The 15,855-nt window shown below is 72.0% G+C and carries 13 protein-coding genes; 7 read left to right on the top strand and 6 right to left on the bottom strand.

Annotated features, from left to right (window positions below; all coding sequences use genetic code 11):
* The first annotated feature begins 133 nt into the window (after positions 1-133).
* On the top strand, positions 134-1,555 hold the full coding sequence (locus tag ACEUEL_RS13545) for an undecaprenyl-phosphate glucose phosphotransferase (RefSeq protein ID WP_405706080.1): 1,422 nt from the start codon (positions 134-136) through the stop codon (positions 1,553-1,555).
* Positions 1,556-1,560: 5 nt separating this feature from the next.
* Positions 1,561-2,235, top strand: a complete 675-nt coding sequence (locus ACEUEL_RS13540) for a polysaccharide deacetylase family protein (RefSeq protein WP_405706077.1) — start codon at positions 1,561-1,563, stop codon at positions 2,233-2,235.
* Positions 2,236-2,246: 11 nt separating this feature from the next.
* Here ACEUEL_RS13540 and ACEUEL_RS13535 read toward each other — a convergent pair whose 3' ends face one another.
* Genes ACEUEL_RS13535 through ACEUEL_RS13525 form a run of 3 tightly spaced genes read right to left on the bottom strand, consistent with a single transcriptional unit; the run spans position 2,247 to position 5,723 of the window.
* Complete coding sequence (locus ACEUEL_RS13535; RefSeq protein ID WP_405706074.1) at positions 2,247-3,152, bottom strand: glycosyltransferase family 2 protein; 906 nt, start codon at positions 3,150-3,152, stop codon at positions 2,247-2,249.
* Positions 3,149-4,468: an O-antigen ligase family protein gene (locus ACEUEL_RS13530; protein ID WP_405706071.1), complete on the bottom strand. Its 1,320-nt coding sequence runs from the start codon at positions 4,466-4,468 to the stop codon at positions 3,149-3,151. Before ACEUEL_RS13530 ends, ACEUEL_RS13535 begins: the two co-directional genes overlap by 4 nt.
* A 28-nt stretch (positions 4,469-4,496) precedes the next feature.
* Positions 4,497-5,723, bottom strand: a complete 1,227-nt coding sequence (locus tag ACEUEL_RS13525) for a lipopolysaccharide biosynthesis protein (protein ID WP_405706069.1) — start codon at positions 5,721-5,723, stop codon at positions 4,497-4,499.
* A gap of 248 nt (positions 5,724-5,971) precedes the next feature.
* On the opposite strand from ACEUEL_RS13525, the gene ACEUEL_RS13520 reads away from it, so the two are divergent.
* From ACEUEL_RS13520 to ACEUEL_RS13500, 5 genes are all read left to right on the top strand, one after another.
* Entirely contained in the window at positions 5,972-6,751 is a 780-nt protein-coding gene (locus ACEUEL_RS13520; protein ID WP_405706066.1) for a WecB/TagA/CpsF family glycosyltransferase, read from the top strand.
* Positions 6,748-7,953, top strand: coding sequence for a glycosyltransferase (locus tag ACEUEL_RS13515; protein WP_405706063.1), 1,206 nt, complete (start codon positions 6,748-6,750; stop codon positions 7,951-7,953). Before ACEUEL_RS13520 ends, ACEUEL_RS13515 begins: the two co-directional genes overlap by 4 nt.
* Positions 7,950-9,098 (top strand): GNAT family N-acetyltransferase, encoded by a 1,149-nt coding sequence (locus ACEUEL_RS13510; RefSeq protein WP_405706060.1) that lies wholly within the window; start codon positions 7,950-7,952, stop codon positions 9,096-9,098. The genes ACEUEL_RS13515 and ACEUEL_RS13510 overlap by 4 nt, the downstream gene beginning before the upstream one ends.
* A 71-nt stretch (positions 9,099-9,169) precedes the next feature.
* Entirely contained in the window at positions 9,170-10,642 is a 1,473-nt protein-coding gene (locus ACEUEL_RS13505) for a GumC family protein (protein ID WP_405706057.1), read from the top strand.
* Positions 10,642-11,655: a UDP-glucuronic acid decarboxylase family protein gene (locus tag ACEUEL_RS13500; protein ID WP_405706054.1), complete on the top strand. Its 1,014-nt coding sequence runs from the start codon at positions 10,642-10,644 to the stop codon at positions 11,653-11,655. Before ACEUEL_RS13505 ends, ACEUEL_RS13500 begins: the two co-directional genes overlap by 1 nt.
* A gap of 164 nt (positions 11,656-11,819) precedes the next feature.
* Here the strand turns inward: ACEUEL_RS13500 and ACEUEL_RS13495 are convergent, their stop codons facing one another.
* The 3 genes from ACEUEL_RS13495 to cydD form a co-directional block, all read right to left on the bottom strand.
* Entirely contained in the window at positions 11,820-12,212 is a 393-nt protein-coding gene (locus tag ACEUEL_RS13495) for a group II truncated hemoglobin (protein WP_405706051.1), read from the bottom strand.
* Between the two features lie 79 nt (positions 12,213-12,291).
* Positions 12,292-14,022, bottom strand: coding sequence for an amino acid ABC transporter ATP-binding/permease protein (locus ACEUEL_RS13490; protein WP_405706048.1), 1,731 nt, complete (start codon positions 14,020-14,022; stop codon positions 12,292-12,294).
* Positions 14,019-15,653: a thiol reductant ABC exporter subunit CydD gene (gene cydD / locus ACEUEL_RS13485; protein ID WP_405706045.1), complete on the bottom strand. Its 1,635-nt coding sequence runs from the start codon at positions 15,651-15,653 to the stop codon at positions 14,019-14,021. Before cydD ends, ACEUEL_RS13490 begins: the two co-directional genes overlap by 4 nt.
* Positions 15,654-15,855 lie beyond the last annotated feature (202 nt).

The following is a 15,855-nucleotide window of genomic DNA, read 5'->3' as shown; positions in this document are numbered from 1 at the left end:
GGTTCATCCGAGATAATTCAAAATTAGTTCCAATTCGACACAAAAGTGCGGCATTCCTCTTGCGTACGGTAAACGCAGGGCACGGACAGGCCCGATCCAGGACGGGTCGGGGGGCGTGCCGCCGAGCTGACCGATGATGACGACGATCCACCACTCCCATGCCGATCGCGGTTTCACCCACGCCCGCACCGCCCCGCCGGTGTCCTGGCTCGCCTGCGGCATCGCCGCGGCGGGGCTCGACGCGGCGGTGATCCTGGTGGCGGCGCTGCTCACCGGCAGCGCCTATTACGCCGTCGCGTTCGGCCATGCCGGGCATGTCGGGCACCACCTCGAATGGGGCGGCACCTTCGCGCTGGTCTTCGCCATCATCGCGCTGACGCGCGGGGCCTACCGCTTCCGCACCTATGTGCGCTCCAAGTCGCGCTTCGACGAAGTGTGGATGATCTGGAACATCACCGTCGGCATCGTGCTGGCGCTGATGTTCCTGCTCAAGGCCGGCTCCGATTTCTCGCGCGGGGCAACGCTGGCGTTCTACTTCAGCGGCCTCGTCGCGCTGTGCGCGCTGCGTGTGGGCACCGCGCAGCTGGCCGCCCGCATCGGCGCCTCGGCGGGCCTCGCCGCGCGCAGCGTCGCGCTGGTCGGCCGGCGTGCCGACATCGCCCGCCATCTCGAGCGCTACGATCCGCGCGAGGTCGGCTGGCGCGTGGTCGGCCATATCGAGATCGACAACGCCGCCAATCCCGGCGCGCTGGTGCGCGACACCGTGCGCGCCATGCGCCCCGACGACGTCGCCCTGGTCGTGCCGTGGTCCGAGACCGCCCGCATCGAGGCGCTGACCGACGCGCTGATGGAGACGCCCGTCGCCATCCACCTCGCCCCCGCCAGCCTGCTCGACCGCTACGAGGACATGGGCACCGCCGGCAATGCCGCGGGGCTGATCCTGGTGCGCGCGGCGTTCCAGACCAGCGACGTCGTCAGCAAGCGCATCTTCGACATCGCCGTGTCGGTCGTCGCGCTGGTGCTGCTCTCGCCGGTGCTGCTGCTCGCGGCGATCGCCATCAAGCTCGACAGCCGCGGCCCGGTGCTGTTCCGCCAGACCCGGCACGGCTTCAACCACGAGACCTTCCGCGTCTTCAAGTTCCGCACCATGAGCGTGATGGAGGACGGCGCCGCCTTCCGGCAGGCGACCCGCAACGATGCGCGCATCACCCGCGTCGGCCGCTTCCTGCGCCGGACCAATATCGACGAGCTGCCGCAGTTCCTGAACGTGCTGCTGGGCGACATGTCGGTGGTCGGCCCGCGCCCGCACCCGGTGAAGCTGAACGAGGCGTTCGACGGGCGCATCGCCTATTACGCCCGCCGCCATATCGCCAAGCCCGGCATCACCGGCTGGGCGCAGGTGCACGGCCACCGCGGCGAGACCGACACCGACGAGAAGATGCGCGCGCGGGTCGAGTACGATCTCTATTACCTCAAGAACTGGTCGCTCTGGCTCGACGCGAAGATCGTCCTGATGACGGCCTTCTCGCCGACCAGCTACCGTAACGCCGGCTGACCGCCATGCTGCCGGACCGGCTGTTCCTCACCTTCCACGGGCTCGGCGCCCCGCCGGCCGGCACCGATCCGGTGGAGGCGCCCTACTGGGTCGCGCCCGCCGTGCTGGAGGGCGTGGCGCGCCGGGCCAAGGCCGATCCGCGCCTCGCCATCACCTTCGACGATGGCCTCGCCTCGGATTTCCACCTCGCGCGTCCGGTGCTGGAGGAGGCCGGCGTGCGCGCGACCTTCTTCGTGCTGGCGGGTCGGCTCGATGCCCCCGGCTCGCTGAGCCGCGCCCAGCTCGCCGAAATGGCGCAGGCGGGCATGGCCATCGGCAATCACGGTTGGGATCACCGCGACTGGACCCGCGCCACGGACGCGGAGATGCGGCGCGAGCTCCATGATGCCCGCCGCGCCATCGAGGATGTGGCGGGGGTCGCCGTCGACACGCTGTCCATTCCCTTCGGCGCCTTCGACGCGCGCGTCCTGAACCTGATCTTCGAGGCGGGCTACACGGCGGCGCACACCAGTTCGGGGGGCCTCGCCGCGCCCGGCGCGCGGCTCGTGCCGCGCAATACGGTGAAGCAGGGCTTCGACGCCGACCGCGACATCGCCCGTCTCACCGGCTGGCGGGGGCGGGTCGAATCGGGCCTGCGCGACCCGCTGCGGCGGTGGAAATACGGCGTGCGCGCCGCCTGAGCCGTGCCGTTTCAGTACATCGACGGCAGGTCGCGGCCGGTGATCTGCCGCAGCTTGCCGAGATTGAGCCACGCCTTCTGGGAGAGGCGGAGCGCCGCCGCGCGCGAGAACGGGCGCGCCAGCGCGGCGCCCAGGCCGCCGATCAGCGCCTTGGCGGCGGCGTCGGCGTGGAAGGCGAGGCCGCGCGGATCGAGCCCGCGCGCGCCGGCGAGCCGGAAGCGGGCATAGGACTGGCCCGAGCGCAGCGCCCGGCGGTGGATATAGGCGAGCTGCAGCCGGGCGGGCGGGGCCTCCTCCTCGATCCGCGCGTCGTCGGTCGCGACCATGACCGCGCCGGCGCGGTGGAGCCGGCTGAAGAAGTCGGTGTCCTCGCCCCCGGTCCGGCCCAGCGCCGGATCGAAGCGGATGCCGTGCGCCTCGACCAGCGCCCGGCGGAACAGCACGTTGCCGGAGCGCCCGGTCGCGAGCCGGCGCCCGCGCGGGCCCCAGTCCGTGTAGAGCGGGTTGGCGGCGACCAGCCAGCCCGGCGTGCCGGGCGGGTATTGCGGGAACACCGGCCCGACCACCACGTCGGCGCCGAAGTCCCGCTGCGCGGCGAGCATCCGCAGGAGCCAGTCGGTCGCCACCCATTCGTCGTCGTCGACGAAGGCCATCCAGTCGCCCCGCGCCGCCTCGAGGCAGGCATTGCGGGCCGCCGAGATGTTGCCGGCGCCGACCGGCACCACCGTCACCGGCAACGCCCACGGCCCCTCGCGCGCGACCAGCGCGCCCGCCGCCCCGCCCGGATCGTCATCGGCGACGACGATGGTCACGGCGAGCCCTTCCGGGATGTGCATGGCGTCGAGCGAGGCGAGGGTGCGGGCAAGGCACGCCCGGCCCTGGCTGGCGATGCCGATGGTGAGGCCGCCGGTGCTCATGGCGTCCCCGCCCGCGGATGGCGGGCGCCGGCGGCGAGCGCAAGGGCGAGGGTGAACATCATCGACATGAAGTCGAAGCCGCGGAACCACGCGGATTCCAGCAGATTGTAGAGCAGCATGAAGAACATCAGCGTCACCAGCAGCCAGCCGAGGCCGAAGGCGCGCCTCAGCACCGCACCAGCCGCCGAGAAGGCCGCGAGGATGAGGATGGCGAGCAGGGCGAGGCCGACGAAGCCGGTCTGCAGCACGATGTCGATATAGCCGTTATGGGCGTGCGGCATGCGCGCGACGAAGCCCGGGGCCTCGCGGAAGCTGGGGGATTCGACGCCCGTCGCCCAGAAGGATTCGAACCCCCAGCCGAGCCAGGGATTGCGCCCGGCAAGCGACGTGGCGAAGGCCCAGATGTCGGTGCGCGTCGTCAGCGTCGGGTCGCCGAACAGCGCCTCGGCGACGCTGTCGAAGGTCCAGACATAGGCGGCGACGCCGATGAAGTAGACCAGCACCGCACCTCCCACCAGCGTGACGACGAGCAGCGGCACCGACAGCCGCCCGGCCCGGGCGGCGATGCAGAGCGCGGCCATCAGGGGAGGAACCATCACCGCGAGCCCGAGCGAGGTTTTGGAGCGGCTCAGCACCAGCAGCGCGAGGCACACGATGAGCGTCGCAAGCCCGACCAGCCGGGCGAGGCCGCCGCGCGTGCCGATCCGGTACAGGGCGAACAGCACGCCGATGGCGGCGGCGGCCCCCAGCCCGTTCTTCTGCGGGAACAGCCCCTCATAGCCGATCGGCCCCGGCGCGGTGACCGCCACCACCGCCATGTTGGCGAACAGCACCACCACCAGCATGCGGAAGATGCGGTCGACCACGCCCTCGACATCGTCCGCCGCGATGACCGACAAAACGAAGGTGCCGACGATGGTCACCTGCAGGATGGCGCGCTTCAGCGCGGTGCCCGGCACGCCCGACCAGGCGCAGGAGACGACGAACAGCGCCAGCATCAGCCCGGTGAGCAGGATCACCGGGTCGCGCAGCGCGGGGCTGCGGCGATAGGAGGTTGCCACCCATGCGAAGGCCGCGAGCAGGAACATCGCCGGGAAGAAGATCTGGTTGAGCGGGCTCGACTGGGTGTCGGCGACGCGCTCGGCCAGCGCCGGTCCGGTATCGGGGCTGCGCCCGTACAGGATCGGCCAGATGAACATGGCGTAGAACAGTGTCGCCGCCGGCAGCCAGCGCGCCATGTGGCGGGTCCACAGCGCGGTGCCGGCATGGCGCGCGCGCCGCGGGGGCAGGGCGGCATCGGCCGGGATGTCGCTCATCGGGGCATCGCTCCGCAGGCGGGAGACGTCATGACGTCGTCGCCCTCGCCCGCGCCAGCAGGCGCGGTGCCCGCGCCACCAGCACGATCGACCAGACCAGCGCCACCGCCTCCCCCGCCGTCACCGCCCACACCGCGTAGACCGGCGGCACCGAGGAGGCGAGGCCGGACAGCGCCACCAGCGACACCGCCGCCGCGCCGACCGAGACGAAGGCGAGCGGCCGGAACAGCCGCGCCGCCTGAAGATAATAGCCGAGGCACATCTGCGCCATCGCCACCAGCATGGCGACGCCCCACGCCGCCGACATCGCCCCGATGCCGGGATAGCGGCCATGGAACACCAGCGGCTCGATCCAGCGCCAGCCGATCGCCAGCACGCCGAGATAGACGAGGCTCATGATCATGACGCCGGCGGTGCCGAGGAACAGCGTGCGCCGCGCGCCGTCCATGTCGCCTTCGACGAGCGCGCGGGTCATGGCCGGGCGGGAAATGCGGCCCCAGGCGGATACCAGCAGCGGCATCGGCCCCATCAGCACGCGCCCGGCCTGCACCTCGCCGAGCACCGCGCCCCCGCGCAGCGCCTCGACCATGATGACGTAGCCGCGATACTGCGCCTCGGTGGTGGCGGCGCCGGCGAGGGTCCAGCGCGTCTCCCGCCACACCGTCCGATAGTCCGCGAGCGCCTTTCCAATGCCCGCGAGGCGATGCCCGCCCGCGGCGATCAGCACCGCCGCCGCGTTGCCTCCGGCGATGCCGAGCAGCAGCGCCGGCACCGGATCGAGCAGGTGCCACAGCGCCAGGATGAGCAGGATCGAGCCGCCGACGCTGAGCGCGTCGATGAAGAGGGCACGGTGCGGGCGCATCAGCGTGAAGGCGATGCCACGCTGCGTTTCCCGCCATAGGCCGGCGAGGCACATGGCGGCGGCGGCGAAGGCGAAAAGAGGATCGCCGCTGGTGAGCGCGCACAGCGCCAGAACGGCGGGCGCGAGCGCGAGCCGCAGCAGGTGGTCGGCGGTGAGCAGGGCCGCCAGCGTTTCCTGCTGCACCGCCTCCGGCCGTCCCGGCAGGTTGACCCCGATCGGGGTGACGATGAGCGCGTTCTGCAGCGAGGTCAGGATCAGCAGCACCGTGAGCGCATAGGTGAACAGGCCGAACTGGTCCGCCGGCACATGCGCCAGCAGCACGAGGTTCAGCGCGAGGCTGAAGCCGCTGAGCAGCGCCTGATCGATGAGGGAGAGTGCGACCGCCGTCCGCATGCCTGTCTCGGTGCGCGGCCGTCTCGCCGCAGGAAGTACCCGCGCCCGTGCAGGGGGCGTGCCACGGGCGACCCGGCATCGGGCCGAGGCGCACCCGGCAGGTGGCGCGAGCGTTGCCGTAAATCTTGCCGCAAAGGCATGAAAACTGCGTTGCGGCAGGCTCGACCGGCTGCCGCTGGCACGTCCGTGTCGAAACGGGACGGCGATGCCGGCGACCCGTGCCAATCCGATGCAGGAACATGCGCGACATGACGCAAGCGGTTATGCAGAGCCGGAACGCCCGGCAGGGGATCGACGGCCGGGTCGTCTTCCTCGGCGCACCGTATGATCTGCGCCCGGTCGAGGAGGTGCTGGCGAGCCTGCACCCGGTCCGGCCCGGCATGGCGTTCCGCTACATCGTCACCCCCAATGTCGACCACATCACCCGCCTCGCCCGCCAGCCCGAACTGCTGCCGCTTTATGACGGCGCCTGGCAGTGCTGGTGCGACAGCCACATCGTGCGCCGGCTCGGCTTCGCAGTCGGCCTGCGGCTGCCCCATCTCAACGGCACCGACGTGATCGAGCGCATCGTCGCCGAAGTGCTGCGCGCGGGCGACCGGCTCGCCGTGATCGCCGCCCGGCCGGAGGTGGTGGAGGCGCTCCGGCACCGCTATCCGCAATATGAATGGGTCGCCCATTGCCCGCCCATGGGCTTCGCCGACGATCCTGCCGCCTTCGGTGAGGCGGTGCGCTTCGGCGCCACCACTGGCGCGCGCTTCCTGTTCATCGGCGTCGGCTCGCCGCAGTCCGAGCAACTCGCCTATGCCATCGCCGGCACGCCCGGCGCGCAGGGCACCGGCTTCTGCATCGGCGCGGCGATGGAGTTCATCGGAGGGATCAAGACGCGGGCGCCGAAGTCGATGCAGAATCTCGGCTTCGAGTGGCTGCACCGGCTGCTCACCGAACCGCGCCGGCTGTGGCGTCGCTATGTGCTCGGCGTCGGCCCGCTCGCCGTCCTGTTCGCCCGGGAGCTGGTGCGGTGGAAATGAGCCTGCCTCCCGAAGCCGCCGCGCCCGCCGGTCCCGCGCCGCTGATCCTGCACATTTCCTCGGATTATCCCAACCCGATCCGCACGCCGACCACGACGGCGGTGGAGCGGCTGGCCGATCGTCTGGTGCCGCTGCCGCAGGTGGTCATCTCACTCCAGCGCCTCAGCAACCCGCGTCGCGGCTACTGGGAGGATCTCGGCATGGTGAACGGGCGCCGGCTGATCGCCCACGGCTATTTCGCCCCGCCCTTCGGCATCGGCATGCTGGCGGCGCAATGGTGGCTGGCGCGGCGGATCAACCGCTTCCTCGACGCCGAGGGCATCCGCCCCGACGTGGTGCATTCCCACCGCTTCACCTTCGAGGGCATCGCCGCCTGGATGGTGGCGCGCGCGCGCAAGGCGGCGCTGTTCTTCTCCGTGCGCGGCGAGGTCGAGGCCAAGGTGTTCCGCACCAAGCCGACCTACCGGCCCCTGTTCCGGCGGATGGCGCGCGATGCCGCCCGCATCCTCTACGTCTCCGCCTGGTTCCGCCCGCGCTTCGAAGAGGTGACCGGCGTCGATCCCGAAAAGACGCGGGCGCTGCCGAACTTCGTCGAGAACGCCCGTCCGGTGATCGCACCGGTGGCGCCGCAGCCGGTGCTGGTCACCGCGATCAATCTCGACCAGCCCGAGAAGAAGGGCCTGCCCACGCTGCTCGAGGCCTTCGCCCGGGCGGGCGCGGCGATGGAGGGGGTGAAGCTGGAGATCGTCGGCTATGGCAGCGAGGCCGGCCACAGCGCTGCGCGCGCGCTGATCGCCCGCTACGGGCTGGACGGGCGCGCCTATCTGCGCGGCTTCGTGCCCCACGAGACCTTCCTCGCCGAGCTTCCCGCGTACCTCGCCATGGTCATGCCCTCGCGCGACGAGACCTTCGGCATGGTCTACACGGAAGCGCTGTTCGCCGGCGTGCCGGTGCTCTATTCGCGCCGCACCGGCATCGACGGCTATCTCGACGGGCTCGATGTGGGCGAGGGCGTCGATCCCTATGACGCGGCGGACGTCGCCCGCGGGCTCGCCGCGCTGGTGCGCGAGAACACGCGCTACCGCGCCGCCATCGCGACGCAGGCGGGCGAATTGTTCCGTCGCTTCGACCCGCTGCGCAACCTGAAGCTCTACCGCGACGACGTGCGCGCCGTGAACGGCGCGCCGGCGAGGGGGGAATGATGCTGAGCCGTACCCCTGCCGCGCGGCTCGACGCCGCCGTGATCGAGATCCACACCGCCATCGCCCCGCTGGAAGCCGAATGGCGAACGCTGGAAGAATCCGGCCATGCCACCGCCTTCCAGACCTATGATTTCGTCGCCCCGCTCTACGCCGCCTTCGGGCGGCACGGGCGGGCCGAGCCGGTGATCGTGGTGGTGCGGCCCACGCCGGGCGCGGCGCCGGTGATGATCCTGCCACTCTGCCGCTACCGCGAGGGCGGCCTCGACCTGATCGCCTTCGCCGACATCCGCGTTGCCGACTACTGCGCGCCCGTGCTCGCCGCGGATTTCCCGGCGGAGGACGGTGCCGGCTTCCTTGCTTTATGGAAGCGCATCGAGAAGGCCCTGCCGCGGGCGGACATGATCCACCTGCGCAAGCTCACCGAGACGGTGGGCGAGGTGCCCAACCCGCTGCTGCATCTGCCCGGCCACGTGCCCTTCGTCGCCCGCGCCCATGGCGTGCCGATCGCGACGCCGTGGCGGGAGGTGGCCAAGGAGCGCATGAGCACCAACGCGCTCTCGCTGCTGCGCCGGCGCGAGCGCAAGCTCGCCGCCTTCGGCCCGCTCGCGTTCCGTTTCGAGACCGGTGGTCTGGAGGCGGAATCCCTGTACGAGACGCTCGCCGCCCAGCGGCTCGACCGTTTCGCCCGCCTCGGTCGCGACGACCTGATGCGCGAGCCGATGTGGAGCGAGTTCTACCGCGACATCGCCAGCGGCACGACGGCGCGCGCCTGTGGCAGCGTCTTCGCGCTGACCGTCGGCGGCGAGGCCATCGCCACCGGCCTCGGCCTCGTCCGCGGCCGCTCCTTCCTGATGATCGTCATGGCCTTCGACATGAACCGCCATTCCGAGCTCGCCCCCGGCCGGCTCATGCTGTTCAGGGCGATGGAGGCGCTGGCGGAGGAGGGGTTCGACTATTTCGACCTCACCATCGGCGACGAACCCTACAAGCAGAGTCTCGGCGCCGACGACCGCCTCCTGCGCGAGGTTGCGCGGCCGCTCGGCTTTCGTGGCATGATCGGCACGGCCGCGTGGCGGGGAAAAGTTTTCCTGCGCCGTTATCCCGGCCTTAAGGACAAGATCAAACGCCTGCTGCGGCGTAACTGAATGGAACGGGGATTGCGGTAGAGCAGGGGTGTCGGCGCGTCGGCGCCATTTCGGGAACTGTCACGCGTTCGATGAGACTTGCGACGTACCATAGGGTCGACACCATCCCCGCCGCGACGCCGGTTCCGCCCGACCTCGCCGAGGGCGGCCTCGACGCGTTCGGCCGCGACATCCGCGCGCTGATCGGCGTGCTGTGGCGGCGCAAGGCGTGGATCGTCGCGGTCACCGCCGCCTGTGTCGGTCTCGCTCTCGCCTACGTGATCCTCGCCACCCCGCTCTACCGTGCCACCGCGCAGATCCTGATCGATCCGCGCGCCCGGCAGGTGCTGCAGAATTCGGTGACGCCCGGCGGGCTCGGCTCCTCCTCGCAAGGCGCGGACGCCCTCCTGGTCGACAGCCAGGTCGAGATCATCGGCTCGGACGCGGTGCTGCGCCGGGTGGTGGAGACGCAGGGGCTCGACCGCGATCCCGCCTTCACCGCGCCCGGCGGTGGCCTGCGCACGATGCTGCGCAACCTCTTCGACAGTTCGGCCGCGGCCGACCGCTACACCCAGGAGCCGGTCGACCTCGCGCTGGAGAAGCTGCGCCGCGCGCTCACCGTCAAGCGTGTCGGCAACACCTATGTGATCGAGGTCTCGGCCCTGCTGCCGGACGGGCGGCAGGCCGCCGCCATCGCCAATGCGGTGGCGCAGGCCTATCTCGCCGGCGAACAGGCCGCGACCTCCTCGGCGACCCGGGAGACCACCGAGACGCTGACCGCCCGCCTCGCCGAATTGCGCGCCAGCGTCGAGCAGGCCGACCAGAGGGTCGAGACCTACAAGAAGGAAAGCGGCCTCGTCGGCACGCAGGGCGTGCTGATCGACGAGCAGCAATTGCAGGACATCAACCAGCGCATGGGCGCCGCGCGGGCGCGTGTGGACGCGGCCCAGGCCCGCCTCGACCAGGTGAGCCTGCTGGCCCGCATGGGCGCCAGCGCCGCCTCCGCCGCCGACGGGCTCGACACGCCGTCGCTGCTCGCGCTGCGCAACAGCCTCGCCGAGATCGACCGCCGCTATTCCACCATGAGCGCGCTGCTCGGCCCGCGCCACCCCGACATGCGCAGCCTCGAGGCGCAGCGCGCCACCGCCCAGCGCCAGCTGACCGCCGAGATGAACCTCATGGTCCAGCGGGCGCGCAACGAACTCGACCTCGCCCGGGCCAACGAGGCGGCGCTCGCCGCCAGCCTCGACAAGCTCAAGGGGGTTGCCCTCGCCAACGACCAGGCAAGGATAAGGCTGCGCGAACTCCAGCGCGACGCGGATGCCTCCCGCGCCGTGCTGGAGAGCGTGCTGGCCCGTGCCAAGCAGAGCAGTGAGCAGGAAGACCTTTCCACCAACAGTTTCCGCATCATCACCCAGGCGACCGCGCCGATGCGCGCCAGCTATCCGCCCGCCCTTCTCGTGCTCGCCGGTGCGTTGTGCGCCGGCCTGCTCCTGGGCGCCATGGCGGCATGGCTGCGCGAGCAGTTCGCGACGGACGATACCGCCCTTGAAAGGCCGATCTGATGACCTCCCCGACCCGCGTGCATGAACCCGCCGCCATCGCGACGGGCCGCCGGATCCTCGTCACCGGCGGCTCGGGCTTCATCGGCAGCCATTTGTGCGAGCGCCTTCTCGCCGCCGGGCACGAGGTGCTCTGCGTCGACAATTTCTTCACCGGCACCCGCGCCAACGTCGCCCACCTGCTCGACCACCGCAATTTCGAGCTGATGCGCCACGACGTCACCGTGCCGCTCTATGTCGAGGTCGACGAGATCTACAACCTCGCCTGCCCGGCCTCGCCGATCCACTACCAGCGCGACCCGACGCAGACGGTGAAGACCTCGGTGCACGGCGCCATCAACATGCTCGGCCTCGCCAAGCGCCTGCGCATCAAGATCCTGCAGGCCTCGACCAGCGAGGTCTATGGCGACCCGCAGGTGCATCCCCAGCCCGAGGGCTATTGGGGGCACGTCAACCCGATCGGCCCGCGCGCCTGCTACGACGAGGGCAAGCGCTGCGCCGAGACGCTGTTCTTCACCTACCGCATGCAGCACGACCTGCCGATCAAGGTCATGCGCATCTTCAACACCTACGGCCCGCGCATGCACCCCAACGACGGGCGCGTGGTGTCGAACTTCATCATCCAGGCGCTGACCAACCAGCCGATCACCTTGTTCGGCGACGGCCAGCAGACCCGCTCCTTCTGCTATGTCGACGACCTCGTGGAAGGCATGATCCGGCTGATGGACCGCACGCCGGATGACGTCACCGGCCCGGTCAACATCGGCAATCCCGGCGAGTTCACCATCCGCGCGCTGGCCGAGACGGTGATCGAGATGACCGGCTCGCGCTCGGAACTGGTGATGCATCCGCTCCCCGTCGACGATCCGCGCCAGCGCCGGCCGGACATCACGCTCGCCAAGCAATTGCTGGATTGGGAGCCGACGGTCGAGCTGCGCCAGGGCCTTGCCCGTACCATCGCCTATTTCGACGCCCTGCTCGCGCAATCGGGCGGAAACCGACAGGCGGCGCAGTAGGGCGGCGGCGCAGTAGGGGAGCGGCCCGAACCGACTTCGAGCCCCCCCCCCCCTCATGCCCGGGCCTGACCCGGGCACCCGGCTTCTTCACCTCCGGCGTTGGAAGTATGGGGCCCCGGGCCAAACCCGGGTATGAGGGTGCGGAAGGTGAAGACGGGCGCGTCCTAATCCCGGTTGCGCATATGCGCGGCCAGCGTGACGACGCGCGGCAGGATCGCCTCGCGCAGCGCGGCATCGGGCACGGTCTCGGCCAGCGCCTGCCGGAAGCAGAGCATCCAGCCATCGTGCTCGGCCGCCCCGATCGGCGCCTTGAAATGGCGCCGCCGCATCATCGGCGGGCCGTGCCGCTCGACGAACAACGGCGGGCCGCCGAACCAGAAGCTGAGATATTCGAACAGCTTCTGCTCGCTGCCCGCGAGGCTCGGCGGGTGGATGGCGCGGCAGGCGCCCGCCTCGGGCAGCGTATCCATGAGGTCGTAGAAGCGCCGGACCAGCCGGCGGATCCCGGTCTCGCCGCCGATCAGTTCGTACACGCTCGCGGCCGTCGTCTCGGACATCATGGTTCCCTGCCGTTGCGGGCGCGGTTCCTACACCCCGGACACGCCGGCCTCAATCCGGCGCACCCCTGACGTCGCCTCAGTCCGGCCGCAGGCTCGCGAGCAGCGCGTCGAAGGCCGCCTCGCCGCGCCGCGCCTCGCCGATGATGCGCCCGCCCTCGATCCGCACCAGCCGGTCGGCGATCGCGGCCTCGCGGCGGATATGGGTGGCGATGAGCAGCGTGCGGCCTTCGGCGCGCGCCTTGAGCCGGGCCATGACGTCGCGCGCGGTCGGCCCGTCGAGACCCTCGGTCGGCTCGTCGAGCAGCCAGAGCGGGGTGTCGCGCAGGAACAGCCGGGCGAGGGCGAGCCGGCGCTTCTGCCCGCCGGAGAGGCCGAGCCCGCCCTCGCCGAGCCGCGTGTCGAGCCCGCGCGGCAGGAGGAGAGGCCGCACGCCGCCGTCCGCCGTCGCCGTATCGGCGTCCGGCCCGACGACCGGCAGACCCGCGGCGACCAGCGCCTCGATCAGGCGCGCATCGTCGGCGGCCGGATCGGCGAGGCGCAGATTGTCGGCGAGGCTGTCCTCGAACAGCTCGGTGCGCTGCGTCAGCAACGTTCCGGGCCGTGCCTCGACCCGGCCCTCGCTCGGCGCGATTTCACCGGCGATCAGCGCCAGCAGTGTCGATTTTCCCGCTCCGCTCGGGCCGACCAGCGCGACATGCTCGCCACTGTCCACCCGGAGCGAGGCGCCCGAGAGCACCGGCCGTGCGGCACCGGCATGGCGCACCTCGGTCGCGGCCAGCCGCACTGCCAGGGGCGCGGGCGGGAGGGCGGGTGCGGCCGGCTCGGGCTGTGGCGCGAGACGCGGGCCGATCCGGCGCACCGCCAGCAGCGTGCGGCCGATCTCCAGCGCGCCCCGCCGCAGCGCCGCGAAGGGCTCCAGCGCCGCCAGGGCGACGGTGACGCCGAGCATCGCCGCCGGCGCGTCGATGGCGCCGGCCTGCGCCAGCGCCGCCACCGCCAGCAGCGTCGCCGCGACCAGCAGCGCCGAGGCGATGCCGAATCCGGCGCCGATGCCGGTCTCGACCCGGTTCAGCGCATCGTCGGCGGCGGCGAGCCTTGTATCGGCGGCCATGACCGTGCCGCGCTGCGCGCCGAGCCGGCCGGCCATGGCGAGCTCGGACTGGCCGGCGACGAGGTCCACCGCCCGCGCCCGCAGCGCCTCCATGGCATGGGCCCGCCGGCGCTGCGCCTTCCGGGAGAGCCGGGCGGCGAGGAGCGGCAGGCCGAGCCCGGCCACCGCCAGCCACAACGCCGCGCCGATGCCCAGCCACAAACCGAGCCCGCCGAGCACGAGGCCGACGGCGAGCGCCGCCGCCAGCGCCGCCCCCATCGGCACGAGGATGCGCAGATAAAGGGAATCGAGCGCGTCGATGTCGCCGGTGAGGCGGAACAGCAGCCGTGCCGGCCGCAGCGCCAGCTCCCGCGCCGCGCCCGGCGCCGCCCAGCCGCGGAACAGCCGTTCGCGCAGGCCCGCCAGCACGCCGAGCGTCGCATCATGGGTGACGAGCCGCTCGCCATAGCGCGCCACGCTGCGGGTGAGCGCGAACAGCCGGATGCCGGCGGAGGGGGTGAAGACGTTGAACACCGCCGCGCCCGCCGTGGTGAGCCCGGCCAGGGCGGTGGCGGTGATGAACCAGCCGGAGATGCCGAGCAGCGCGATGCCCGACAGCACGGTCGCCGCCGCCAGCAGCCCGCCGCCGGCGAGCGCCAGCGGCCGCTCGCGCAGGAACAGGCCGAGCACGGCGCGGAGCGGACGGGCGCGGCTCATCGCGGCGCCTCCAACCGCACGATGCGGTCCATCCGCGCGGCGAGCACGGGGTCGTGCGTGGCGACGACGAGGGTGCGGCCCTGCGCCAGCGCGAGGATGCCCTCGGTGATCGCGGCGGCGGTGGCGGCATCGAGATGGGCGGTCGGCTCGTCGGCGAGGATGAGCCCGGCCGGCGCGGCTGCCGCGCGGGCGAGGGCAAGGCGCAGCGCCTCTCCGCCCGAGAGCCCGGCTCCGCCCTCGCCGAGCAGGGCGCCGGCCCGGCGGGCCGCCACGTCGTCCAGAGCCGCGAAGCGCAGCGCATCCGAAATCGCCGCCGGATCGACGCCGGGCCGCCCGAGCGCGATATTGGCGCTCATGCTGCCGGCGAAGACGTGCGGCTGCTGGCCGATCCAGGCGATGCGGGCGCGCAGGGCGGCGGCGCCCGCCGCGTCGAGCGGCACGCCGTCGACGCGCACCTCGCCCGATTGCATCGACACCAGACCGGCGATCAGCCCGAGCAGCGTCGACTTGCCCGCGCCGCTCGGCCCGAACAGCGCCACATGCTCGCCGGGCGAAACGGCGAGGTCGAAACCGTCCAGCGCCGGAGCGCTCGCCCCGGCATGGCGGACGCACACGCCGGCGAGGTGGATCGCCGGTGGTGCCGAGGGCACCGATGCGGGCGCGGCGCCATCCGCGCCGAGCAGGACGGGACCCTCGGCAGCGAGCCCGTCGATGGCGGAAATCGCCGCCTCGCCGGAGGCGCGGTCGTGCCACACCGCGGCGAGATCGCGCAGCGGCTCGAAATAGGCGGGGGCCAGCAGCAGGATGAACAGCGCCTCGCCGAGCGAGAGCCGCCCGCCCCAGGCGCCGTAGCCGATCTGGCCGAGCAGGTCGAAGCCGATATAGATCGCCACCGCCGCGACGCCGAAGGCGGCGAACAGCTCCAGCACCGCCGAGGAGAGAAAGGCGATGCGCAGCACCGCCATGGTGCGCTGGCGCACCCGTTCCGCCTGCGACCGCAGCCGCGTGGCGGTGAGGTCGACCGCGCCGAAGGAACGCAGCGTGGCGAGGCCGCGCAGCCGGTCGAGCAGGAAGGCGTTCATGGTGCCGAGCTCGGCGAGCTGCTTCTCGCTCGCCGCCTGTGCCTGCCAGCCGATCAGCGCCATGAAGAAGGGGATGGCCGGCCCGGCGACGGCCAGCATCAGCGCCGCCGCCCAGGAGATCGGCAGGATGACCGCGAGGATCGCCAGCGGCACCACCGTGGCCTTGAGCCGCGCGGGAGCGTAGCGGGCGAGATAGGGCACGATCATCTCGGCCTGTTCGGCCAGCACGCCGGCGGCGAGCCCGGAGGCGGGACGCTCGATGTCGAACGGCGAATGGGCGGCGAGGCGCGCCGTTGCCGCCGCCCGCGCCCGCGACAGGAAGGTTCGCGCCGTGCGGAAGGCGAGCCGCCCGCCGGCGGCCTCCAGCGCGGCGCGCAGCAGCCCGAGCGCCAGCACGCCCGCGGCGGCCGGCATCACCTCGGCGACGCCCCCGCCGGCGGCGATGTTCCCTGCCGCGAGCGCCAGCAGCGCGGCCTGCGGTATCCACATCAGCGCGCCGATGAGCTGAAGCCACGCCCCCGCGCGCGATCCCGGTCGCCGGTCGCTCACGGATTTTGCCCGGTCCGCGGGGTGGCAAAGGGCATGGAGGGCACGCGATGATTCCCTTACGGCAGGTCCACGAGGGGACGTGCCGTCTATAGGCCGGGGCACCGGGTGCGGCAATGCGGCGAGGCGCCCGTCGCCGTCGCCGCCGTGCGCTCGCGACAGGGGCGGGCAGGGTGCGCGGCGGCGGTCCGACACCGCCGATGAT

Source organism: Ancylobacter terrae, from assembly GCF_045108345.1.
GTDB lineage: Bacteria > Pseudomonadota > Alphaproteobacteria > Rhizobiales > Xanthobacteraceae > Ancylobacter.
This window is presented reverse-complemented; position numbering and strand designations above follow the sequence as displayed.